Annotated in this window: 19 protein-coding genes; 13 read left to right on the top strand and 6 right to left on the bottom strand. The window is 39.6% G+C overall.

The window, feature by feature from the left end:
* Window positions 1–26: 26 nt before the first annotated feature.
* Entirely contained in the window at window positions 27–446 is a 420-nt protein-coding gene (locus IGJ26_RS15525) for a MerR family transcriptional regulator (RefSeq protein ID WP_005233209.1), read from the bottom strand.
* 390 nt (window positions 447–836) lie between these two features.
* On the opposite strand from IGJ26_RS15525, the gene IGJ26_RS15520 reads away from it, so the two are divergent.
* Entirely contained in the window at window positions 837–1,289 is a 453-nt protein-coding gene (locus IGJ26_RS15520; protein WP_034871927.1) for a GNAT family N-acetyltransferase, read from the top strand.
* Between the two features lie 130 nt (window positions 1,290–1,419).
* Here IGJ26_RS15520 and IGJ26_RS15515 read toward each other — a convergent pair whose 3' ends face one another.
* Together IGJ26_RS15515 and IGJ26_RS15510 are read right to left on the bottom strand one after the other, a co-directional pair.
* Entirely contained in the window at window positions 1,420–1,578 is a 159-nt protein-coding gene (locus IGJ26_RS15515) for a hypothetical protein (protein WP_008380281.1), read from the bottom strand.
* Between the two features lie 62 nt (window positions 1,579–1,640).
* Window positions 1,641–3,248, bottom strand: coding sequence for an ATP-binding cassette domain-containing protein (locus IGJ26_RS15510; protein WP_005233211.1), 1,608 nt, complete (start codon window positions 3,246–3,248; stop codon window positions 1,641–1,643).
* 95 nt (window positions 3,249–3,343) lie between these two features.
* Here IGJ26_RS15510 and IGJ26_RS15505 point away from each other — a divergent pair, with 95 nt between their 5' ends.
* The 6 genes from IGJ26_RS15505 (at window position 3,344) to IGJ26_RS15480 (ending at window position 12,503) form a co-directional block, all read left to right on the top strand.
* The gene (locus IGJ26_RS15505; protein WP_005230552.1) at window positions 3,344–4,612 is read left to right on the top strand and encodes a radical SAM protein; all 1,269 of its coding nucleotides are present in this window, start codon (window positions 3,344–3,346) and stop codon (window positions 4,610–4,612) included.
* Between the two features lie 10 nt (window positions 4,613–4,622).
* Window positions 4,623–5,885 (top strand): radical SAM/SPASM domain-containing protein, encoded by a 1,263-nt coding sequence (locus IGJ26_RS15500; RefSeq protein ID WP_005233213.1) that lies wholly within the window; start codon window positions 4,623–4,625, stop codon window positions 5,883–5,885.
* Window positions 5,886–7,017: 1,132 nt separating this feature from the next.
* Complete coding sequence (locus tag IGJ26_RS15495; protein ID WP_005230557.1) at window positions 7,018–7,659, top strand: hypothetical protein; 642 nt, start codon at window positions 7,018–7,020, stop codon at window positions 7,657–7,659.
* A gap of 25 nt (window positions 7,660–7,684) precedes the next feature.
* Window positions 7,685–9,094 (top strand): amino acid permease, encoded by a 1,410-nt coding sequence (locus IGJ26_RS15490; protein WP_005230559.1) that lies wholly within the window; start codon window positions 7,685–7,687, stop codon window positions 9,092–9,094.
* A 29-nt stretch (window positions 9,095–9,123) separates the two neighbouring features.
* Window positions 9,124–10,518, top strand: a complete 1,395-nt coding sequence (locus IGJ26_RS15485) for a glutamate decarboxylase (RefSeq protein WP_005233215.1) — start codon at window positions 9,124–9,126, stop codon at window positions 10,516–10,518.
* A 536-nt stretch (window positions 10,519–11,054) separates the two neighbouring features.
* The gene (locus IGJ26_RS15480; RefSeq protein ID WP_008380272.1) at window positions 11,055–12,503 is read left to right on the top strand and encodes a helix-turn-helix domain-containing protein; all 1,449 of its coding nucleotides are present in this window, start codon (window positions 11,055–11,057) and stop codon (window positions 12,501–12,503) included.
* Window positions 12,504–12,799: 296 nt separating this feature from the next.
* Here the strand turns inward: IGJ26_RS15480 and IGJ26_RS15475 are convergent, their stop codons facing one another.
* Together IGJ26_RS15475 and IGJ26_RS15470 are read right to left on the bottom strand one after the other, a co-directional pair.
* Entirely contained in the window at window positions 12,800–13,189 is a 390-nt protein-coding gene (locus tag IGJ26_RS15475) for a YxeA family protein (RefSeq protein WP_035006924.1), read from the bottom strand.
* 421 nt (window positions 13,190–13,610) lie between these two features.
* Window positions 13,611–15,032: a cryptochrome/photolyase family protein gene (locus tag IGJ26_RS15470; RefSeq protein WP_194188682.1), complete on the bottom strand. Its 1,422-nt coding sequence runs from the start codon at window positions 15,030–15,032 to the stop codon at window positions 13,611–13,613.
* A 354-nt stretch (window positions 15,033–15,386) separates the two neighbouring features.
* Between IGJ26_RS15470 and cls the strand changes: the two genes are divergently transcribed.
* The 6 genes from cls to IGJ26_RS15440 all read left to right on the top strand — a co-directional run bounded on the left by cls (window position 15,387) and on the right by IGJ26_RS15440 (window position 23,413).
* Window positions 15,387–16,916, top strand: coding sequence for a cardiolipin synthase (cls, locus tag IGJ26_RS15465; protein ID WP_005233225.1), 1,530 nt, complete (start codon window positions 15,387–15,389; stop codon window positions 16,914–16,916).
* 497 nt (window positions 16,917–17,413) lie between these two features.
* Window positions 17,414–18,724 (top strand): PTS sugar transporter subunit IIC, encoded by a 1,311-nt coding sequence (locus IGJ26_RS15460; protein WP_430599719.1) that lies wholly within the window; start codon window positions 17,414–17,416, stop codon window positions 18,722–18,724.
* Between the two features lie 27 nt (window positions 18,725–18,751).
* Window positions 18,752–20,224: a glycoside hydrolase family 1 protein gene (locus IGJ26_RS15455; protein WP_429946864.1), complete on the top strand. Its 1,473-nt coding sequence runs from the start codon at window positions 18,752–18,754 to the stop codon at window positions 20,222–20,224.
* A 19-nt stretch (window positions 20,225–20,243) separates the two neighbouring features.
* The gene (locus IGJ26_RS15450) at window positions 20,244–21,506 is read left to right on the top strand and encodes a prolyl oligopeptidase family serine peptidase (protein ID WP_430599718.1); all 1,263 of its coding nucleotides are present in this window, start codon (window positions 20,244–20,246) and stop codon (window positions 21,504–21,506) included.
* Window positions 21,507–21,574: 68 nt separating this feature from the next.
* The gene (locus IGJ26_RS15445; RefSeq protein ID WP_016620279.1) at window positions 21,575–22,489 is read left to right on the top strand and encodes an ROK family protein; all 915 of its coding nucleotides are present in this window, start codon (window positions 21,575–21,577) and stop codon (window positions 22,487–22,489) included.
* A gap of 72 nt (window positions 22,490–22,561) precedes the next feature.
* On the top strand, window positions 22,562–23,413 hold the full coding sequence (locus IGJ26_RS15440; RefSeq protein ID WP_042890882.1) for a MurR/RpiR family transcriptional regulator: 852 nt from the start codon (window positions 22,562–22,564) through the stop codon (window positions 23,411–23,413).
* A gap of 198 nt (window positions 23,414–23,611) precedes the next feature.
* On the opposite strand, the gene IGJ26_RS15435 is transcribed toward IGJ26_RS15440, so the two are convergent.
* The gene (locus IGJ26_RS15435) at window positions 23,612–24,085 is read right to left on the bottom strand and encodes a DUF3955 domain-containing protein (protein ID WP_052533231.1); all 474 of its coding nucleotides are present in this window, start codon (window positions 24,083–24,085) and stop codon (window positions 23,612–23,614) included.
* Window positions 24,086–24,193: the final 108 nt, after the last annotated feature.

Raw genomic sequence — 24,193 nt, 5'->3', positions numbered from 1 at the left:
GTTAAGTCCATAGCAAGTGAAAGATGTTACTTTTTTCGTTCCCATAATTTTTCCACTTTATCAGGGGTCATATTTCCTGCTTTAAATTTTGCGATATGCTCATCATACGTTTCTATCTTATAAATAAGTAGGTCTCTTACTTCCTGCATTGCTGCTAACTTTTTCTCTAATTCTTCGAGTTGATCGGCTAAAATCTGTTTCTGAGCTGTTTCGACGTTTTGACTTTCACGTACTTGTGCCAATTGAGCAAATTCAATTAGCGATTCGATCGACAATCCTGCATTTCGTAAATGTTTTGCTAAATAGATCCAGTTTAGATCATTTGTTGTGTACACCCGATAGCCACTCTCATTGCGTTGGACAGGTGGAATCACACCGACTCGTTCATAATAGCGCAATGTGTCTACGCTCAAATCAAACATTTCCGCTGCTTTTTTTATATTCATCGTTGGTTCTCCTTATCTTTTCTATAAGTAATCATAAACCCTGAAGTGGACTCTAGGGCAAGTGGTTTAAAATCGTTTATTGAAAAGAATATATTTTGTTCGTTATGGCGACTATTCGGGAAGAAAAAGCTACAAGCATTTTTATTTCAACAGAATGATTTGAGAAATCATCAGTATTGAAAGCTCCTTTCTTAGTGTGTTTCAAAGCAAGTCATACTCTCTTAGAATTGATTGTTTCGTTATCTATTTGAGCGAGGCAGTTTTTATCCATAGATTTTAATTAAATCCATCTCATGTTATGATGATGATGAAAATTCTTAGTTTGGATCAAGGAAACAATCGGTTCTTGTTAGGAAAAACGAAATTAAGCTGATGAGAGTGTGATTATCCATGAATATAAAAGAAGTAAGTAGTATGAATCAAAAGTTAGAGCAACAATTAATTGAAGTATGGGAGAGTTCTGTTAAGGCGACGCACACCTTTTTGTCAGAGACCGAAATCCAAGCCATTAAGCAATACATTCCAGAGGCATTGCATCATGTGCCACATTTGATTATCGTAGAAAGTGAAAATGGAGAGCCAGCTGGCTTCATGGGGATCTCGGATCGAAATCTTGAAATGCTTTTTATAGCAAATGAACAAAGAGGCAAGGGACTAGGAAGAAAACTCTTGGCATACGGGATGGAAAACTATGCTGTAAATGAACTGGGAGTAAATGAACAGAATCCTCAGGCGAAAGGATTTTATGAGCATATGGGATTTGAGGTATACAAAAGAAGCGAGTTAGACGAACAAGGAAACCCTTATCCAATTCTTTATATGAAGAAAGTTGATAACAAGTAGCTGTTAAAAATTATTTGCGTTTGCGGGAAATATGTAAGAAGGAGTCGAGACATATATAGCTAGTCACGACCCCTTCTTTGATTGCTATTATCCTTATTAATAAGTAAAGTAAGGATCAAATGATTTTCTCTTAACTAGCTTTCTCTTCTTTTTTTATCTCTTCTTTTTTCTGATTTGAAAATGGTGTATCAGTCTCTTCAGGTAAGATGATTGGTGGATGATGGGAATGCTGATTACTTCCACACATGGTGATGATTTGTTCTTTTGAAGCTTCAGAGATTACTTTCATTGTATACCTCTCCTTTCTTTTATATTTCCAGATGACATAAGGTAGGCCTATATCATCTAAATTCATGATTTATTTAACTGAATTAGCTCATCAAATGAACCTAGAAATTCCTGATTTGTTGAGTGAGTAACGACAATGATTATTTTATCTGTAAGTGAGCAGATTAAGTCACTGATAATCATCTCGTTTATACTGTCTAGACCAGATGTTGGTTCGTCAAAAAGAATAACATCGGAATCTTTAAAGATTGCCCGAGCAATCTCAAGCCGTCTAAGCTCGCCGCCAGAAAGAAAGTTTATCCATGTATTATCTTGCGTATCGGTTAAATCATTGTTATCAAAGCGATCATCTAATCCACTTCGTTTTAAAACATCAACGATTTTTTCAAGTTCGTATTCACTAAAAATAGAAACGTTGTAAGCAATACTCGTCTGGAAGATAGCAGTTTTTTGTTGGACAAGTGCAACTTTCTCATAAAGGGAGTCTCTAGATAGCTGATTCATCTCTTGCTGGTCAACCAATACTTGATGATCGTCGATAGGGTAAATTCCCGCTAAAATATTCAATAGTGTCGACTTCCCGCTACCGCTTGCGCCAGTGATAGCATATTTTTTTCCACGCTCAAATGTTTGAGTAAAACCATTAAAAATCAAACGATTTCCATGATGGAAATGCAGATTTTCAATCGATAAAGTATTTATTGGTTCTGCAAGTTCAAGTGAGCGATTGGGCTCATCATCATCGGTACCATCAATGAAAGCTATAAGATCGTCCGCGACCTTCTTGCTCGCTAAAATATCTGTAACTGAAGTACTGAAATACTCTAACGGACCGGCAATCGTACTCATTAGTGTAGTCATCGCAATAAGATCGGGAATGGTGATTATTTTGGCAGCAACAAAGAAACCACCAACGATCCATGTCCCTGAATAGGCAAGATCCCCAAGTCCAAAAGAAATTGCATAAGTCAGTCCTTGTAAGGTTTCAAAAGTGATACTTTCCTTTTTTAATCGTTCACTACTGTTAGTAAAAATTTTCGTATATGTTGGAAAACCTTTGCCGACACGTAAGGTCAGGTATCCTGAGAGAAGTTGGTCAAATAAACTAAGTGTACGATCTTGCTCCAGAACAACGGACTTGCGACGATCACTAAGGATTCGCTTAGCGAAATAAGGGGCTAGCAAAGGACTAAAAGCTAAGAGCAGCATAATCAATGAAAAAGAAGTGTTTAATTTTAGTGTGAATAAAAGAGAGAATAGAAAGGTAAAAATGCTTAAAATCAGTCCAAATCCGGGCTTTAAAAATTCTAATTCAACGACTTTCATTTCATTTGCCAACTTTGAGAGATACTCGTTTTTCTCATTTTTAAGAAATAGTACCGGATTCATTCGAACGATTTTCTGCGAGAGACTCTCTCTCAGTTGATTCATTATTGATTGAACTAAGACGGATTTACTTCTTCTTGGAATAAAATCGCTCATCGTGTTCAATAAGATGTAAAAGAAGGCGAATATACCAATAAATAAAAGTCTTTTTACATCTCCTGACATAGCAACCTCGGTGATTTGTCTATACACCAAAGCAACCCCAACTTGAATGAGCGCTGCCATTGCGCATAAAATCACATGCAAAAAGAAAAGTGGTTGGTTTCTTTTTAATATTTTTTTCATTCTCTCCCTCCTATGTAAAAACTATATCACAAATTAAAAAAAAATCGAAATATTATTTTGTGAAATGTATAATTATTGAAAAAGGGGGTTAGGTGATGCGTTTTTCACGGTATGTCGATATCATTGAGAACGGTAACGAGACTATTCTTTGCAATACATTAACGCAAGAAATAGTTACTATTGATTCAAAAAAAATGAAAAGTAAAACGGAGATTTCGAGCGAAATAAGTGAAGGTGAACGAAAATATTTATTTGAAAATGGATTTATACACGGTGATTTGGAAAGTTATAAACAGAAAACAATCAATTTAAAGAGAGACTTAGTTACTATCACTATAAATATCACAGAAGATTGCAACTTTTCGTGTACTTATTGTTACCAGAATGATTTCCTTTCTAAAAATGTTATTACTGATCAGACGATAAATAATATAATGCAATACATTTTAGACATTGCTCAGCTAGGCGTTCGGAGACTATATATCTATTTTTTCGGGGGCGAGCCACTTCTTTATAAAAAAAGAATTCTCGCAATTAAAAGTAAGATTGATCAAATTGCGTCAGAGAAATCACTCTCAATTTCTTATGGTTTAGGAACAAACGCCTATCTACTCACTCCAGATTTTATAAATCATTTTGATTCTTTAATTGTCGATACTACACTAACATCTAGAAAAGATCATGATAGAAATAGATCTCTTAAGAGTGGAAGCGGAACGTATGATAAGATTTTTGAAAATCTAGCGGTAGCATCTAAGAGCGGACGTGTTAAAATCCATATTGGTTATAATACATCTGATAAAAATACAGAAGAGTTTCAGTCTTTTCTCGTTACGATCCGCCAAAGTGATATCAAAGCCCATATCAATTGCTATTACATTAATAACTATGAGTTTAATGAAAATTATTTCAATGCATTATCCTATGAAAAATATCTAAAGTGGGTATCTTCAACTGCAATTGATCACCTAATTGAAAACGGTTTCCTGGTGAATGTCTCTCCATTTTCTTCGTATCGCTTTGAGTGCGATGCGTATAATCCTTGGTCTGTAAAGTTTTTCTCTGATGGATCTATAGGGTTATGTAATGCAACAAATTTTTATGAACGTAGAATAATAAAAAGTTTTACAGAATCATCTTCTTTTGCAGAAGATGTTCAATATAGCCTTTATGACCAAAAGAGTGTTCTTCCGAAAAGCAACAATCAGTGTAATTCATGTGAATTAATTGCAGTGTGTCGAGGAAAGGTACAGTGTGATACTTCATGTAACCCCAACTATTCAATTGATAGAGAAACATTCATACGTTCTTTTGTAAAGCATACAAATCTAGGTAACAGAAAATTTTTTACCCAATTTAATTAGGAGTGATTTTATGAAATTATCGCAATATACGATTGTTGAAGAAGTGGATAATGAAATACTTTTGTACAATTCGGTATACTCTGCTATCGTTTTACTAACTCAAAGCGAGTTCCATGATCTACAGACTTTTATTAATAACGATAACTTTGAGAAAACAGAATTATTCTCTTATTTAGAAAATCAAAATATCATTGTTTCCGATGAGATTGATGAAGAAGCAAGATTAGTGTCTGTGGCAAATGAAAAACGATATAATCCTAGTCAAGTAACTTTCACAATTGCCCCTACGATGAACTGTAATTTTTCCTGTTTTTATTGTTACGAGCAAGGGTTTAGACAACATACTATGACTACTGAAACTGCTAAGAAAACAGCTGAGTTTATTCTTAAAAATGTATTACCCCATCAGTCATTGAAAGTAATTTGGTATGGAGGAGAGCCTTTGATGGGATTGAACTCTATTAAAGTTATAAGTGAAATAATAATGAAAAACGAAAAAAAATATAAAAATTTCAACGCAGAAATTGTATCCAATGGTTATTTGCTAACAGAAAAAGTTGCACAACTTTTAAAAAGTTATCACGTTAATTATGCTCAAATTACTCTGGATGGGGATCAGATAAATCATGATTCTAGAAGATGTTTAACAAATGGGAAAGGGACATTTGCAAGAATATTACAGAATATAGTTAAAACTCTAAAATATATTCCAGTAACTGTAAGAGTAAATATAGATAGGGAGAATAATCATGAAGATGTTATTCGTTTGATGAACTCGCTGGATAATTTTAATTTACTTAAGAAAGTTGGCTTTTATCTTGCGCCGGTAGAGGATTTTGATACCTACAAAACACCCACATGTTATACATCCCAAGAGTTTTCGAAAGAAGAAATAATGGTTTATAAAAGTCTTTTGGAAAGAGGGATAAATATTGTTGCCATACCACGGACAACGATTGGGTTCTGCGAAGCTATCAATCGAGATGACTATGTAATCGACCCTAATGGATTTTTATATAAATGCTGGGTTCATATTGGTAAAACGATTGGACGAGTTGGAGATATCTATACAGGAATACAATTGAACAGTGTGCATAAAACATTTACAGAGTACAAATTTTTTTCGAAAGCGAAATGTTCAAGTTGTAAAGTTCAACCTTTGTGTTTAGGAGGCTGTCCGTTAATTCGAATGAATACAGGTGAGTCGAAGTGCGTTAGCTATAAGTACAATATTGAAGAGCATATAAAAATGGCTTCGGCAAGACTAATATAATCTGGTGGAATATTTTTGCTTCAGAAGATTGATAAGGTCTTCTTAAAAAAATAGCTTAGTTAAATAAGGTTACTATGTTACATTGTGAATAGAATCTATACTTACTTATGAAAATAGAAAGCGTAACTCAATTTTCTCATTCATATTGTAATAAATGATTTCTCATATTAAAATTTTTATAAGAAAACTAAATAGTGAGCAAAGCTCACCCCAAGCAGCCTCCGAAACTGTTTTCGGGGGCTGCTTGAGGTTTGGGGGGCTTAGCTAGCTAAGTAATGATCGATCACTAAAAAAATGATCAAAACAGAATAGGCAATTTTTTCTTTTCAATCAAAAAATTTTGATCATTTTATCAAGCAGAGGATGGCACAAGTAAGTGGAAAGTAGGTAGTGGCTATTTTTTTGTTCAGGATGGGGAAGTAGATTTGTCTAGGATACGCCGGAGGATAAACGTTTTGAGGATCATTTGTTTTTGACTTACCTATGTGCCATCACTGCGGAAACCCTGTGGATGAAGGCGTCATGTACGACACCAGATACTCGGATGAGAGCTAAGGACGTTTGATTGCCGTGCCTGACACGCTTTTTCTAACCGCAAAGTCGTAGGGGCTAAAGAGCTACAGCGCTGAGACAGATGACTGCCCCGTGCGATTTTGGGTGTTTTTTGAACCCTACAAGCTGCTATTGCTACGCGTCTATTCGTCGCAAGCTTGGAAGGTCTTCTCATAAAATGCCCGTCAGCTGTCAACAGGCTGCCTTTTGCATCAGGAAGCATCAGCGTTCCAACAAATCTTTTTGATCCAGTAGTCGCCCACTCATTTTGGGCAACTTCTATCCGAGAAAACATTGCGTTAGAAGTATGTCTGTCCGTCTTTTCCAGATAAAAGTCAGCTGAAAGAGGGCTGATACATAACAAAACGGCAGTTAGGACGACCACAAGCGCTCTCAAAAAAACTCAGTCCTTTCTTTTCAATGGTCATTGTTCTTATCTGCACTTCATGATAGCACCGAAACGCGAATTATTTTTCGCGTTTTTTTGTTTTTAAAATAAAAAATTAGGTATTCGCTTTTTTGGGTTAAATGGTATACCTGAGATGGAATAAAAATAATAAAAGAAAGGACAGGATTTACAATGAAGAAAACATCATTAGTTGCAGGTTTCGTTTTAGGTGTAGGCGTTTTGTTTACTCTAGGTGCATGCTCAACAGTGGAAGAATCAGGGGAAGTGGTCTCTGGGTCTGGAACGGAAACGTTGATCAGCGATTCGTCAGATGAAGTAGTTGTGGGAAGTGAAAAATTGAGTGATGACGGGTATTTTGAAGAAATCGTAACTAAGGGAATCGATCCGAAAATCAAAGACGTCGTTTGGTATGAAACGAATTATGAAAATGCTGGTTGGGACCACATTCGCTTTTTAGTGAATCATGTAAAAATCGTGAATGTAGAAGAATTCAAAGACAAAGACAAAGAATACAAAACATTGCTCTCACTGAAATATCAATTGTTTAATGAAGATTCGAAAGACAAAAAAATCAAACCTGATAAAGCATACTTGGTGTTGAATGATGGCAAAAAAGTAGAAGCGGAAGTGTTTGTGGACTACTTAGATGATGAGATTTTGACCCATGACAAACATAAAGATGGCTTTATTCATTTTAAAGTGGCGCAAGAACAAAGTTTGCCAGCGATCAAAGCGGTCGAAATCGAATTTAAAGCAGATGGAGATTTGACACATACGTACCATATTGATCTATCTTCCGCTGCTGAAAAATAGTATCTAACGATAGGAGGTAAAAAAAATGGATACTAGCAAGAAAAAACTATCATTGTTGAGTTTTTTTGCAATAACTGCTTCAATGGTGATGACGGTATATGAGTATCCAACCTTTGCGACATCGAAGATGAATTTAGTTTTTTATTTACTCGTCGGCGGTTTCCTCTGGTTTATCCCTGTAGCCCTTTGCTCTGCGGAGATGGCTACTGTAAAGGGATGGGAAAAAGGGGGACTCTATACCTGGGTCTCAAAAACATTAGGGAGAAAATGGGGCTTTGCTGCCATTTTCTTCCAATGGTTCCAAATCACGGTAGGCTTTATTACGATGATTTACTTTATTGTCGGGGCGCTTTCCTATGCCCTAAATTGGCCGGCTCTTAATACGAATGTTTGGCTGAAGCTGATTGCCACTTTAGTGATCTTTTGGCTGATCACGATCTCGCAATTTGGCGGAACAAAAAATACTGCGAAGATTGCCAAAGTAGGGTTCTTTGTGGGGATCGTCGCAACAGGGATCATTCTTTTTATCTTAGGAATTGTCTACATTGCTCAAGGGAATCCCGTCAAAGTTTCTTTTGGATCAGGCGCTTGGATTCCTGATTTCACGAAAATCAATACGCTGGTCGTTTTTGTTTCCTTTATTTTAGCCTATGCAGGGGTTGAATCTTCTGCCAGTCACGTAAAAGATATGGACAATCCTGGAAAGAATTACCCGAAAGCTATTTTGATTTTAGTTGTAGCAACGATTCTTTTGGATACGTTAGGTGGGGCAACGGTGGCTGCCACGATTCCCCAAAATCAATTGTCTCTTGATACTGGCGTGATTCAAGCCTATTCTTATTTGATCCATCATTTTGGCGGCGGAGAATGGCTGGTTCGTTTGATTGCCGTGGTCATCTGTTTAGGTGTCATTGCAGAAATTGCTGCTTGGGTGGTCGGCCCATCGACTGCGATGCTTGAAGCAGCTGAAAATGGCTTGCTGCCAAAACAAATGGCCAAAGTCAATCAACACAATGTCCCAATCAATATCGTTTTGGTACAAGGCATCATTGTTTCCATTTGGGCGGTTGTCTTGACATTAGGCGGTGGAGGCGCCAATCTATCCTTCTTCGTTGCGATGGCGTTGACGGTCTGCATCTATCTGGTGGCTTATGTCCTCTTGTTTCTTTCCTATATTAAATTAGTCAAAGAAAAAGACGACTTAACAAGAACGTATCATATTCCTGGTGGGAAAAATGTGAAAATTGGTGTTGCGATGGTTGGTTTGCTTGTTTCTATTTTTTCTTTCTTTATTTCCTTCTTTCCACCGAGCGATATCGGCACCGGAAAGGGCGGAACCTATTTAGCCATCTTGATCATCAGTTGGCTGATTATTGTCGTGATACCGTTTGTCATCTATAAATATGTAGGTGAAAAAGCAAGCGATAAAAAATAAAAAGCACAACCTATGAGGAGGAGAGCTGCATGTTATTTAGTAAAAAAAATCGAAAAGAAGCCCAATATTTGGAGCCTATCTATGGGAATGAGGCAATGGATCAAGCGATCCCTATGTACAAATTACCAAAAGAGTCCTTGGTACCGCGGGATGCCTATGAATTAGTCAAAGATCAATTGATCGATGAAGGGGTCTCAAGACAAAATTTGGCGACGTTCTGTCAAACCTACATGGAACCAGAAGCAGTCAAAATTATGAGTGAAACCCTTGATAAAAACGCCATCGATAAAACCGAGTACCCACGGACAGCAGAAATTGAAAACCGCTGTGTCAATATGATCGCTGATTTATGGCATGCCCCAGAAGCGTCCGATTTTATCGGTACATCAACGGTAGGCTCAAGTGAAGCGTGTATGTTAGGTGGATTGGCCTTAAAATTTGCTTGGCGCAATCGGGCAAAAAAACTTGGCTTAGATATCAATAAACAAAAACCAAACTTAGTGATTTCTTCTGCCTATCAAGTCGTTTGGGAAAAATTCTGTGTCTACTGGGACATTGAAATGCGAACGATCCCTATCGATGAAGAACATGGCAGCATTAATGTTGAAAAGGTCACGGACTATTTAGATGAATATACGATCGGGGTCGTTGGTATTTTAGGAATCACTTACACTGGACGATACGATGATATCAAAGCACTAGACAAGAAATTAGAGGAATACAACAAACACACCGACTACAAAGTCTACATCCACGTGGATGCGGCTAGTGGGGGATTGTACACGCCATTTATGGAACCAGAACTTGAATGGGATTTCCGTTTGAAAAACGTTCGTTCCATCAGTACGTCTGGACATAAATATGGGTTAGTCTACCCTGGTATCGGTTGGGTGCTTTGGAAAGAAAAAGATTTCTTACCAGAAGAGTTGGTCTTTAAAGTAAGTTATCTTGGCGGTGAAATGCCAACGATGGCCATCAACTTTTCAAGAAGCGCCAGCCAAATCATCGGACAATATTACACCTTTATCCGCAATGGGTTTGAAGGCTACCGCTTGATCCACAAAAAGACCAGCGATGTTGCCCAATATTTAGCAAAAGAGATTGAAAACATGGGTTACTTCGATATTTATAATGATGGTTCACGGTTGCCGATCGTCTGCTACAAATTAAAAGAAGATGCCGATATTTCTTGGAATCTGTATGATTTGACGGATGAATTTGCGATGAAAGGCTGGCAAGTCCCTACCTATCCATTACCTGATAATCTATCACATATCAATATCCAACGCTTTGTCTGCCGGGCAGATTTAAGTATGCAAATGGCAATGGATCTGGTGCAAGACATGAAAGAAGGAATCGAGCGCTTGAACAAGCGACCAAGCCGTCATGTTTCATCCGATCAAACCTATGGCTTTTCACATTAAGAAACGGTATCGCTAGAAACCCTTTCATTGCTTTTTTCAATGAATAAAAAGTCCCTTTATGAAACGTTTTTTGCAAGACTGAATGAACCTTGGTTTATAGAAAAATCAAAGGCGGTTGCATCGACTGCCTTTGATTTTTTTGTTTGTAAGAACGGGTAAGCACTTGATAGTGTCGTTTTTTAAGAGAAAGTAAAAAAACAGTGCTTGATAATTTCATTTATTGACATTTCTGACTTGTGATAGTATTAATTATTATGGTCTAAATATATTTTTTTAGAGAAGAACGTTTTACATAAACGAAAAGGAAATCTTAGAACGTTGTCGTGAGGGAATTCTTAGGGAAATTCGTCTTGCATCGAGGGTTTTTGTTTGTCAGTCATGGTTTGTTGGGGAGTAAGTGAAGGAAAAATATGTGTAGAAAGGGCCTGTTTTTACTGCGCTTGTTTGTTTCATAAGTAACGTACTGCTATCTTTTTCTGTAAATTGGTTGTAACTATTCTGAATGAATATAGATTTACACTGGAGGAAAAACAGTCATGTATAAAGAAGACTTACTGGATAAGGACTTAAAATTAGAGTATATCTTGCTCAAATTTTTGTATTTATCGACCGGTCATATCAAAAAAAGTGATGCGTGTCGGGAATTAGATATTACGATGCCGACCTTGACGAAATTATCAGAGAGCCTTCAACGGCAACTAAAAAATGAGAAGGTCTCATTTATCATCAATCGTTATACGTTGGAACTGCAAGTAACCGATAGTGTCTCACTGGATGATTTGACCGACACGCTATTGAAAAAATCTGCTAAATATCAAATCATCCATTATTTGTTTCAACATGCAGGCTATGATGCCTTCGTCTTGGCTGATGAATTAAACATAAGTGTGGGGACCCTCAATCGATTGATTGCTGAGTGCAATCAGTTGTTGCAGCATTTTGAATTAAAGATCAGAAACAAAAAACTAGTTGGAACGATGACACAACGCATTTATTTTTACTATAATTTTTTCAAAATGGGTGCGACAACGATCGATTCTGTTTTGATCGATGACCTGGTTGCGGAGTTAGCGAAAAAAATAACCTTATCGATTGCCCAACAAAAGCAGCTGAAGATCTGGTTGTATGTGATTATGAAAAAAGTCACGTCTCACACGACCTTGGGAAGTTTAAGTCCAGAAGAACAAACCAAAATCGAGCGCTGCCAAGAGATGCCCCTCTGTCACTTTATTCGACAGATCTATGCTTCTAAAAAATGTATCTGCTCAGTAGATGAAGCGAAGATCGTGCCATTCTTTATCTGTCTCTTCCTCATTACGGTGGGCGGGATTCCTTACGAGGAACTTCGCTTAGGACTGTACACTAATAAAAATCCCGTCTTTGAGATCACCGATGAAGTCATGGCAGCAATCCAGTCCATTTATCGTCTTGATGCCTCGCATACGACGATCGATATCAAAGCCAATGTCTTTTCCTTAATCGCACAAGTTTATTACTTTCATGGAGTGAATTATTCCATCGATCGAGTCACGCTAAATTATTACCACAAAATGTTTCACAATTCCTTGCGGGATCAAGTGATCTCAGACATTCTGGAACACATTATTGCACCGACCAACTTGTTTACGCCCACGAAACTCAACTATCTCAAGAAACGCCTAGTCTTTTTAATTTATATGTTATCGCCTAAAGAAGAATATCGGGTACGGATCGGGGTCTTAAATATGTGCTCTAGTCTTTTGGCGGATGCTTCGATTTACTTGTTAAAAAATGAACTAAAAGGCAAGCAAAATGTTGTTGTTTTACCCTATACTCCGGACGAGACGTTTGACTTGTTGATTTCCAATGCCAATCTCCCCCAATTAGGGAACAATTATGACCAATTTTATCAAGTGACCGCCATTGGTGCCGATTTAGACGTCAATCAGGTTTCTGCGATCGTCGATCAAATTGCTTATTCTAAGTATCATTCTTTTGTGGTGTGAGCCATCACTTGTTAGTTAAAAAGCAGCGAGTCAACGGATAGGTGATTCGCTGCTTTTTCAATTATCTGCGAAGTAGGGAAAGGAAAAGGCGCTTGAATTGCTCTTATCATTGATGACGGAATGAAAACAGGGATCAGTCAAGCAGCTTTCTGCTAGATAATGTGTCCAGTATCCTTGTATAACGTATCGCAACAGAGCAGAAGACATCAAGCGTGAAAATAACAGAAGGGATTCAAAATGCTGGTTTTGGAAGGATGTAAAAAAAAGACCCACATAATGATGTGAGTCTGCAATCGTTAGTTCTGATTTTCTAATTTTTCTAGAACCTTTTTGGGAATTGCATCTTTTTCAACGCTATTCGGGCCTTTTATTGTGCGCTTTTCACTGATCACCGCTTTTACATAAGAATTTGGGGTTAAGGGTTTTGCGTTATCTTCTGATAATGAAACCTCGAGTGTTTGTGTGCTACCATCTTCTTTTACAAAGTTTAACGTGTAATCGTAAGAATACCAAGGCGACTGGTCGCCGATGCCGCTTTTACTTTCATGTTCTACCTTAGGGAGAATCTCAGATGGGACATACGCGTAAGCTGTTTGTCCTGAGTAGGTGGATTGATAATATTCATAGCCTTTGTATCCGGCAAACCCTAAAAGTACGACTAAGACGAATCCGATTATTTTTTTCATATAAACCATCCTTATCCTCAAATATGGAGATATTATAACAGAATGGTTCTATAGATGACCTTTCAACAGACGAACAGTTTTGCAAGGAGAAATGTTACTAGCCAGTCGTGGAAAAGTGGGGAACGCCGCTAATAAAGGGTTCTATCTATAAATCGTCAGGGGATTGTTGCTTAGAGTGACTAGAAATAAGTGCGGAATCAGGCGAAAAGACCTTAATAAAAAAACACAGCATGGAAAATGTTTCTTTTTTGTATGCTCACCAGCAGACTATTTGATAAGACGTGTCGTTGTTTTTTTCACTATAGAAAGATGAAAAACGGCGCATCAGTTTAATAAAAAACCAGCAAAGACGAGCTCTTACGGAGCGTCTTTGCTGGTTTTTTTCTACTGAAAATGTTTGAGCGCAGGCCATGACAGCTGCTTACGGCTCGATTTTACTATACAAATCGAGGGCTCTTTTCCTGGCTTCGTTATGGTCGACTATAGGCAACGGATAGTCGGTGCCTAAAACTACCTTTAGGTCGGCTTGTTCTTCGTCAGTCATCAGGTAAGGTTCGTGGATGAATTTTAGCGGCAACTGGGCGAGTTCGGGAACAAATTGTTTGATAAACGTCCCCTCTTTGTCGAATTTTTTCCCCTGAGTGATGGGGTTGAAAATTCGAAAGTAAGGAACCGCATCGGTGCCAGTCGAAGCTGCCCACTGCCAGCCGCCGATATTGCTGGCAGCGTCGTAGTCGATCAATTGTCGAGCAAAATAGGCTTCTCCTTGCCGCCAGTCGATCAATAAATCTTTGGTTAGAAAGGAAGCGACGATCATCCGTAGACGGTTATGCATCCAACCGGTTTGATTCAGCTGCCGCATCGCGGCATCAATGATCGGATAGCCGGTTTGTCCTGCTTGCCATTTGTTAAACGCCTCTTCATCCTTTTGCCAATCCATGTTTCGATATTTCTCAATGAGTTCATAGTTTTTTTGCTCCGGATGAGTGAAGTAGATCATATGATAAAAATCTCGCCAAGCCAGTTCTTTTAAAAAGGTCGCTTTGCCAGTGCTGGGTGGCATTCCTTGGCAAGCGGCCCAAACCTTCCGAATAGAGAGTTGTCCAAAAGACAAGAAAGGGGACAGGCGGCTGGTTCCTTTGATCGAAGGGAGATCACGGTCTTTTTCATAGGCGGCCAAACGCTTTTGCACAAAGGCCTGCAATTGTTTATGCGCATAGTCTTCCCCAACGATCGTTGAAAAATCGATCTTTCTATTTTTTAGTAGCTTAGCAAGCAACGCTGTCCCCGCTTTAAAGTGAGATGCATCATCAAAATCAACGGCTTTTTCAAAATCAAGGGCCTGCTTTTGATACACCGGTTTGGGCAGCTGGATCCATTTCTTATAATAGGGCGTAAATTTTTTGTAATACGTCCCGTCCTCTTTGGTGACTTCCGTTGGTTGGTGCAGATGATGTTCTTCAAAGAAATGGACAGTGACGCCTTTTTTCTCGACCAATTCTTTTATATAGAGGTCGCGTTTACGACCAAATCCACGGTTATCAAAGTTGAAGTACAGTTGGCTCCATTCTGGATAGTGAGCGAACAACTGATCAAAGGCTTCTGTCAAAGTCCCCGTCAAGAGGTGGATCGTCAGATTTTGCTTTTTGGCAGCCTCGATAAAGTGAGCAACCGCGCTAAAAAAGTAATCATGGCTTGGTGCATCGGGGAGAAACTGCTTTTCATTGAGATGAAACACACACAACAATTGGTCGTTTGCTTGAAGAGACAAAAGCGCCTCAGTAAGCGCCGTATTGTCCTCTAAGCGCAGATCCTTTCTAAACCACATCACATGAATTGCCATAACAACCTCCTTGATAGTATAACCGTGCTAAAAAAACGATCGGATTTCGTTTATAGTAAAGGAAAGATGGGATTTATTCAAATTTGGCGATTGCGTAAGGAAAATTGCTGTTTCAGCAAGTCGAGGGATGCTTACAGGGTTTGTTTTAATTGGTGCACCGATTTGAATAGGCGCTTGTCATTTACCGTTTCGTTTCTGCAAATCGTCTCTTCTTAATAAATAATAGGTAAAAAATGAGTAGTAGGGGATGAAATGAGTTACATTTGCGTAACGAGAACGTATATAATCATAGTATATAGTGAGGCTTTTTACTTTAGCGTTTATTAATAAGCGCATATTTGGATGGAGTGAAGGATGATCAAAAACAAATTACAGCAATACAAAATTTTAACGCTTTTACTGATACTTGTGACGGTTGGATTAATTCTCTTTTTAAATCAGATGATTTATGCTTGGCAGGCCATTGAAATTTTGGCGATTCTTCTTTGTGGCTACTTAGTGGTTTTTGATCAAAGGGATGGAACTTCGAAGATTGCTTGGATCTTAGCTTTATTGTTTTTACCGATTGTAGGAGTCATGTTGTATTATTTAATTGGTCGTGAACCTCGATTAAGGAAGTTGCCCAAACAGCAGATACAAAATGAACGGGAAGTGCAGCGAACGGTTTCGGCTATTTTGCAAGAACATTCAGAGGTCATTCATGGGAAACATGATCTCTCCACTGAGATTTTTCATCTTTCAGGCAAATATCCCACAATCAATAATCATCTGACTGTATTAAATGAAGGCGCTGAGGCGTTCGCTTCTTTGCTAGAAGATATCAAGAAAGCCAAGCATCATGTGCATGTGTTTTTTTATATCGTTAAAGGGGATGAAACAGGGGAGGAGCTGACAAATGTTCTGGTCGAAAAGGCCAAACAAGGGGTGGAAGTTCGGTTTATGTATGATAGCGTGGGGTCGATCGCCTTTCCTAATCAATTATTATTATTGATGAGAAAGAATGGGGTAGAGGTGCGCACGTATGATTTGTTGAACTCGCCTTGGCTAAGTAATAAAGCGAACTGGCGCAATCACCGTAAAATGGTCGTTATTGATGGGGAGATTGCACATACAGGAGGCATGAATATTGGAAATGAATATAGTGGGCGAGGCAGTAAGTTTTCTTATTGGCGAGACACAAACATCCGGATAGAAGGACCTGCTGTTCTAGAAGTACAAGAGTGCTTTATTTATGATTGGCTCTTTCTTGATGAAACGGAAGAAACGGTCACTCATTTTTTGACACAGACAGCTACGTATTTTCCGTTGAAGACCGACGTTCAAAGCGGTTCGGAAATCGTTCAGGTAATCTACGGCGGACCCTATGATAGCGAGCGAATCATTAAGGATTCCTTTAATGACCTCATTGGAAAGGCAACGGATTCGATTAAGATCGCAATGCCTTACTTTATTCCTGATGAAGAAAGTTTAGGTGCGCTTAGAAGAGCAGCACGGTGTGGGATCAACGTACAATTGATTGTGCCGGGAAAAGGGGATCGAGGAATTTCTTTTCATGGCACGAATTCGTTTATTGATGAATTATTATCTGCCGGCGTCGAAGTCTACACCTATGATGAGACTGCTTTTATTCACTGTAAATATATGATCGTCGATGAGTTTGCTGCAACGATCGGGTCAACAAATTTTGATATTCGTAGTTTTTACCTTAACCATGAGTTATCTATGTTCATCTATGGGCCGTCGAAAATAATCACAGAGTTAAATCAGCAATTTATGGAAGACTTAGCTCATGCAAAATTAGTAGAAAAAGAAGAATGGCAAGCCAGAAGCCTTTTGACGAAAACAAAAGAAAAAATCAGTGGCTTGTTTGTTCCGATTCTTTGAAGGAAGATAGTGAACAAAGGAATGAAATATTCTGATCCATCAGTCTCATATATGATTGTCCTATGATTCCTAGCGGATAGCATCTTCTCAGCTAGGGATCATTTTTTGCGTGCACCAATCCATTGATTGCATGGATGGAGAGTCTAGCGAGCAATTGGGGATTTGTAGTGATTAAGCGATCGGGGGTGAGTGAGACGATGCGTTCACCTGAATCTGTCCACGATCATTCGATTTTTGTGTGTAATGCCCCGTTTTTATGTGAGAGGGATAGGAGCTGCTCGTGTCTTTAGAAGATCGTTTTTGAAGAAGCGGGGAACAATGAGACCTCTTTTTCATGTTCCGCGCTATTTCATGACGAATCGTGAAACAAACGTCTCAGTTTCAGTCCTTCCTATTGAAATAAGCAATAATTTACGAGATATTGAAATCGGTTACAAGGGTTTTATCCGGAGAAACTTGATGTGATTGAAAGCCAATTTCTTTCAGGGAGGAAAAATATGAGTGAATCAAAATCTATCATCAATGATCGAATAATGCCTGTAATGGGGAAAATTAGTCAGATAAAAGCGATTCGAGCGATTCAATATGGGGCGATGTCTACCATGCCATTGACATTGGGGGTCAGTCTGATCGCTATTTTAGTCAATCTGCCCGTTGAGCCTTGGTTGGCTTGGTTAGCGCAAACTGGGATCGATGAACATATGCGTGCCACCATCAAGGTGACAATGGAAATTACTGCGTTGTATATGACGTTTATGATTGGTTATCATAATGCCAATGAAAGAAATTCAAGTCCTGTGACCGGTGGGATATTATCTTTGGCCTCGTTTTTCGTTTTGATGCCGCAAGTGATTCCCTATGATGGGGGCGAAGTAGCCGGACTAAATTTTGACTATATCGGCAGTAATGGTATTTTCGGCGGGATGATCGTAGCGCTATTGGTGTCTAGTCTATATTGTGTATTGGACAAAAAAGGCTTGGTCGTTAAACTGCCAAACTCGGTGCCGCCAATGGTTGCCCAGTCGCTTTCGCCGACCTTTATTGCCATTATTATATTTGTACTTGTTTGCTTAACCCGCATTGGCTTTAGTCTAACTGCGTGGGGCGATTATTTTGATTTTATCAATGGCGTGGTCGGGGCACCGATTATGAACTTGGGGGCAACACCGATCTCGGCGATTATTTTTATGATCACTATTTCGATCTTCTGGTTTTTTGGGATCCATCCCAATACGATCCTCAGTATTTACTTGCCGGTTTTAATGGCTACAGGGGTTGCCAATTTAACGGCGTTTATGGAGGGAGAACCGATGCCGCATTTGGCATTTTCAGCGGTGATGGCTTTTTATGCACTTGGAGGTGCGGGCAATACCTTAGGAATCTCGTTGCTGATTCCCTTTATTTCGAAATCACAGCGCTATAAAACTCTTGGGAAACTCAGCTTGGCACCAGCGATCTTTAACATCAATGAGCCATTAGTGTTTGGTTTGCCACTGATGTTGAATCCGATCTTCTTTATTCCGATGGTCAGTACTTCTTTGGTGAATGGGATTATAGGGATCATCGGCTACAATCTTGGGGTGTATGACACACTGAATCCTTCGATCTCACTGCCTTGGATCATGCCAGCCTTCATTGGACCGATCTTGACCATCGGGATCAAAGGTGTGATTGCGGTAGTCATTGCGATTTGTATCAATGGGTTGATCTACTTGCCGTTTTTCTTAAAAGCCGACAAGCTGGCATTGGCGGAAGAGCAAGCGCTTGAAGCTGAGGTTATGGCAGAGAAAGTCACAGAGGCGGTCTAAAGAAAGACAGGAGGATCAGTCAATAACATGAGTTTACCAGAAGGATTTTTATGGGGCGGCGCTACCGCCGCCAATCAATATGAGGGGGGCTTTGATCAAGGCGGCAGAGGACTATCTACATTGGATATTGTTACCAGCGGCAGTCAGGAACAGCCCCGTCAACTTACTGTGAAAGATGCGCAAGGAAAAATCCGCAACATTTCTATGTATGAAGGAATGCCAGCGGATTGCCAAGGATACTTAGACGAAAATCAGTATTATCCTAGCCATCGCGCCACAGATTTTTACCATCATTGGCAAGAAGACATTGCTTTATTTGCTGAACAAGGCTACAAGGCTTATCGGATGTCGATCAGCTGGACACGGATTTTTCCTGATGGAACGAAAGAATCGCTTAATGAAGAAGGAATTCTCTTCTATGAAAGGATCTTCAATGAACTGCTCAAATACGGCATTGAACCAATCGTTACCTTAAATCATTTTGATATGCCGCTGGCTTTAGCCGAAAGTCGTGAAGGATGGCTGGATCGGTGCACGATTGAAGATTTTCTCGATTATGCAGTCTTGTTGTTCGAGCGTTTTAAAGAGCAAGTGAAGTACTGGATCACCTTCAATGAAATCAATTTTTTGAATGGCTATGTTTTTTTAGGGATCAAAGGAAAAGACTTAGGAAAAAGGGCGCAAGCATTGCATCATGTCTTTCTTGCTAGTGCCCGCTGCGTGATGGAAGGGAAAAAAATCAATCCCGATTTTCAAATTGGAATGATGCTTGCCAGTGCTGGTATGTACCCAGAAACCTGTAATCCCAACGACAGTATGCGGGAAATCGAAGTTTCTAGAATGTTCAAGTATCTGTATAGCGATGTTCAGTGCCGTGGCTATTACCCTGAATATGCCTTGAAGGAGTATGAACGAAACGGCTGGCAGCTGGTCATGGAATCAGATGATCTTGCTCTTTTACGCAAAGGAACGGTCGATTTTCTTTCTTTCAGCTACTACAATTCAGCGGTCATCTCCACAAAAGAACAAGAAAAAACGAGCCGTGGCAATATGATGGAAGCGGTAAAGAATCCCTACTTAGAGGAATCGGAGTGGGGTTGGCCGATTGATCCGACAGGTTTGCGGATCGTATTGAACCAATTGTATGATCGCTACCAGCTGCCGTTGTTTATTGTAGAAAACGGCTTAGGCGCACTTGACACTTTTAACGAACAAAAAGAGATCATTGACGATGCGCGTATCGCTTACCTCAGTGCCCATATTGAGCAGATGATCAAAGCGGTTGTACATGATGGCGTGAAACTAATGGGCTATACACCGTGGGGCTGTATTGATATCATATCTGCAGGAACTGGGGAAATGAAAAAACGTTATGGGTTCATTTATGTAGACTTGGATGATGCTGGAAAAGGGACTTTTGCCCGCAAAAAGAAAAAATCCTTTTATTGGTACAAAAAAGTGATTGAATCTAATGGCACCTCAATCCAAGCAAAGTCTTGATTCAACCTGGAGGTTTTTTATGACAAAGACAGAGACTGATACACCTACCCAGATCACGTATTCCGTCCATTGCCAAGGATACGATTGGGGACCGGCAAACCATAAAATTGTGATTGATTTTGGACAAATGATCGATGAGCAAGTAGATGCCTCGTTTTTTGAAGTACTAGGAGAAAAAGAAGGCTTTGATTGGTCGACGAAAATGCCAAAGCAGATAAAAGGCAAGATTGAACTCAAAGAGGCTTATTTATCTGATTCGACAGGACAAAAGCAACCCGTCGATCTGCCGACGACGTGCGTTACATTGGCGTTGCAGGTTCATCCCGATGCCCCTTTGACATCACCCTTTGTCTTTAATCCACAGCTGTTTTTGAATCAAAAGCGACAGACGATGTATACGATTACGCTAAAGAAGCCAATGTGTATTAATGGTTCTTCTTTGAACGACCTCGTTTTGACGAACCAACAGTTTGAAGAAACCGTTTATGAAGGGACCGAGCAATTTCTGCAAAAAGAATTTCTTTATGTAGATGCTGAGTTTGGTGAGATCACTTTACACCATGCACTTTTTGAACCGAAAGATAAAGGGAAGCATCCCCTAATCATTCTTTTGCACGGTGCGGGCGAAGGCGGAACCGATCCTGAAATTGCGCTTTTGGGCAATAAAGTGGTTGCTTGGTCTGATCCCGAAGTACAAGCGATGTTTGGTGGCGCCTATCTTCTGGTTCCTCAAGTGCCAGATATGTGGATGAACGATGGAAGCGGCGGTTACACTCAAGATGGCACCAGCAAGTATACCCGAGCTGTCAGCCGTTTGATTGATGAAACAGTTCAGACCTTTGAAACGATCGATCCAACGCGGATCTATTTAGGCGGCGGCTCCAATGGCGGCTTTATGACCATCAATCTGCTTTTAAGAAAGCCCAATTTTTTCGCGGCAGCTTTTCCTATTTGTCAGGCCTATAAGACACAATGGCTCGATCAAAGACAACTTGAAGGCCTCAAGGAGGTCCCACTTTGGTTGACTCATGGCATTCACGATCAAGTCGTTTCCTTTAACGAGCATAGTCAGTCATTATATGAAATGCTAAAAGCGATGAACCATCCTGAGCTTCACTTGACTGCTCTGGATGCGATAACAGACGAAACAGGCTACTATCAGGACGATACGGGCGAACCATATCACTACAATGATCATTGGGCATGGATTCCAGTTTATAATGGTGAGATTGCGAATGAAACCCAGTCGTTGTTTCACTGGTTAGCAAAGCAAAAACGATAATGGGTTATCACCTCGGAAGATACCATATATTCCGAGGTGAAATATTTTTTGAGAAAGTTGGGTAAACAATGAATTATCTTGTTTATGATATAGGAGGCAGTTACATCAAATACTGTTTAATGACGGGGGATCGTGAGATTTTCTTCAAAGGGAAAGTAAAAACACCTCTTGAAGAGAAAGCCTGCTTTTTAGTCGCTGTCGAAGAAATTTTTCGGCAATTCGAAGGGCAAGTCGATGGTATCGCCATCAGTATGCCGGGGAAAATTGATGTTTTCAACGGTTATGCCCATACCGCTGGTGTGCTGACCTTTTTAGAACAGACAAACATCGTTGATCTCTTTCATACATTCACTGATTTGCCGATCTCGGTAGAAAATGACGGCAAATGCGCGGCATTGGCAGAATCGTGGGTCGGAGCGCTGGCGCATACAGATCATGGCATCGTCTTGGTCTTTGGCACTGGTGTCGGCGGTGGACTGATCATCAATAATCGCCTACATCGCGGCAGCAGCGGGATCGCTGGCGAGTTTAGTTTTGTCCAGCAAACCGATGCGTACCATCAACCAGCCGCTTATTTCGGTGCTTCTGGCAGTGTTCTGTCGCTGGTTAGTGAAGGAGAACGAGTCAAAGGGATGGAAAAAGGCACGCTCAGTGGTGAGTTGCTGTTTCAACTGATTGAAGAAGGCGACAAAGAACTGCAAGGCGTTCTAGAAAAGTATTGTGATACGATCGCTCTTCATTTGTTCAACCTGCAGTATATTTTTGATCCCGAGACATTTGCTATCGGGGGCGGAATCAGTGAGCAAAAACGATTTATCCAAGAAATCGAAAAAAGCATTGATCGGTTGAAAGAGAAACACACATATCATCTTGCAGTGCCGAAGATCGTTCCGTGCAAGTTTCGAAATGACGCGAATTTGATCGGCGCCTTGATGAATCATCATTTAAATAAAGTGAAAAAAGTAAAACACAACCTTATATGAGCATGGGAGACACTCTGCGTTTAGAAAAAGACCAGAAATCGTTCGGTGCAAAATCGTTTGGGAGATATAGTCATGAATTTATTTGCAAAACTGAATTGTGTTAAATATTTGTCTGATACAGAACACAACATTATTGATTTGATTAATAAGGACCCAGTTGCTTTTACACAGATGACCATTCGTGAGATCAGTTCATTGGCATTTGTTTCTAAAGCTACCATCTATCGTTTTTGCAAAAAGTTGGGGTATTCCGGGTTGAATGAATTGAAATTAATGGTCACTGCCTCTTATGCCGATCAATTACAGCATGCAGATAAAAAAGTAGATTTGAATATTCCATTTGGAAAAACAGATTCTGCGTTTACCGTCATCTCAAATTTAAGAGATTTGTACGAGCGCTCGTTATTTTTGGCAACGACTTTTATCAGTGTCAAGGATCTGCAACAGATTGCCGTGGACTTGATCCATGCTGTCAATATTATTGTGTTTGTCGATGATGAACAGCTGCATGTAGCAAAAATTTTTAAAGATCGAATGGAAAGCTGTGGTGCCAGAGTCACAGTTCCTGCAAATCTCTATCAAAAAATTTCACTTGCACAATCGGCAGGCACCCAAGACATTGCGATATATGCTTCCTATCATCCTGTTCAAAAGCGTCACTTGGAGCTAGCAAAGATTTTAAAAGGCAATCAAGTGAAAATGGTCGTCATCAGCTCATCTGATGACCACTTACTCAATCATCATGGCGATCGCAACCTCGTAGTAGGCCCGATCGATCATGAAAAAGACAAGATCGCTGATTTTGCGATCACGATCATTTTTCAATTTTTGTTTGATTCCATCTACTCTGTTTTCTTTAAAGAGCATTATGAAGAAAACATTGAAAACTTACGTGCCTCTTACTTGAAATATCGGAATATCTGAAAGAGGATCTTGTGCTTGGAAATTGGGTTTTTAAGCGGTGAATAGCTAACTGTGGGACTATTTTCGTTTAGGGGTGGATTATCCGTTAGAGTCTGGAAATGCTGCTTGGCTAAGCGATAGTGTTCATTGAAGGGACTATTCTTTATTAAACAAAAGTTAAAAACTCGATTCCATCATCTGGAATCGAGTTTTTTTGCGTTATTTTCTTCTAGCAGCTCGAAAATAATTGATCCCGGTTCCCGCAAATACTACGAAACTAGCCAATAGGAACAAAAATCCTACGGGGATTAGATAGAAATTTTCATGTAAAATGCCGGATTGATCGATGTATTCCACGGAGCTTGCTTTGATGAAGAAGCAGGCAAAGCCGAATAGTAGTAAAAATGTTCCGATCAAGGTCGTGATCAAATTGAGTTTGGCGCGTCGAGTCTCGCTGCCGTCTTTGATTAGTTTTTCAGTGATCTTGTTCACTTGAGTTCCTCCTAAAATCAATTCATCAAGCGAGAGTTGAAAAATCGTGGCGATGGCAATCAGCATTTCTAAATCTGGTAGATTGCGATTGTTTTCCCAGTTCGAAACGGCTTGTCTCGTCACGTGTAATTGAGTGGCAAATTGTTCTTGGGTCAAGTTATTTCTTGTGCGTACTTCTTTGATTTTTTCGCCAAATTCCATCTTTTTTTCCTTTCGCTGATGTGACTTAAGCATAGTCGAAACCCACGCTGATTCCAAGAAAGCAGGGCTTGCTTCTTGATAAATCAAGGGAAAGTGGTGCTTGCGTCG

The sequence above is a fragment of the Enterococcus sp. AZ095a genome, assembly GCF_050546735.1.
Taxonomy (GTDB): Bacteria; Bacillota; Bacilli; order Lactobacillales; family Enterococcaceae; genus Enterococcus_D; species Enterococcus_D entomosocium.
This window is presented reverse-complemented; position numbering and strand designations above follow the sequence as displayed.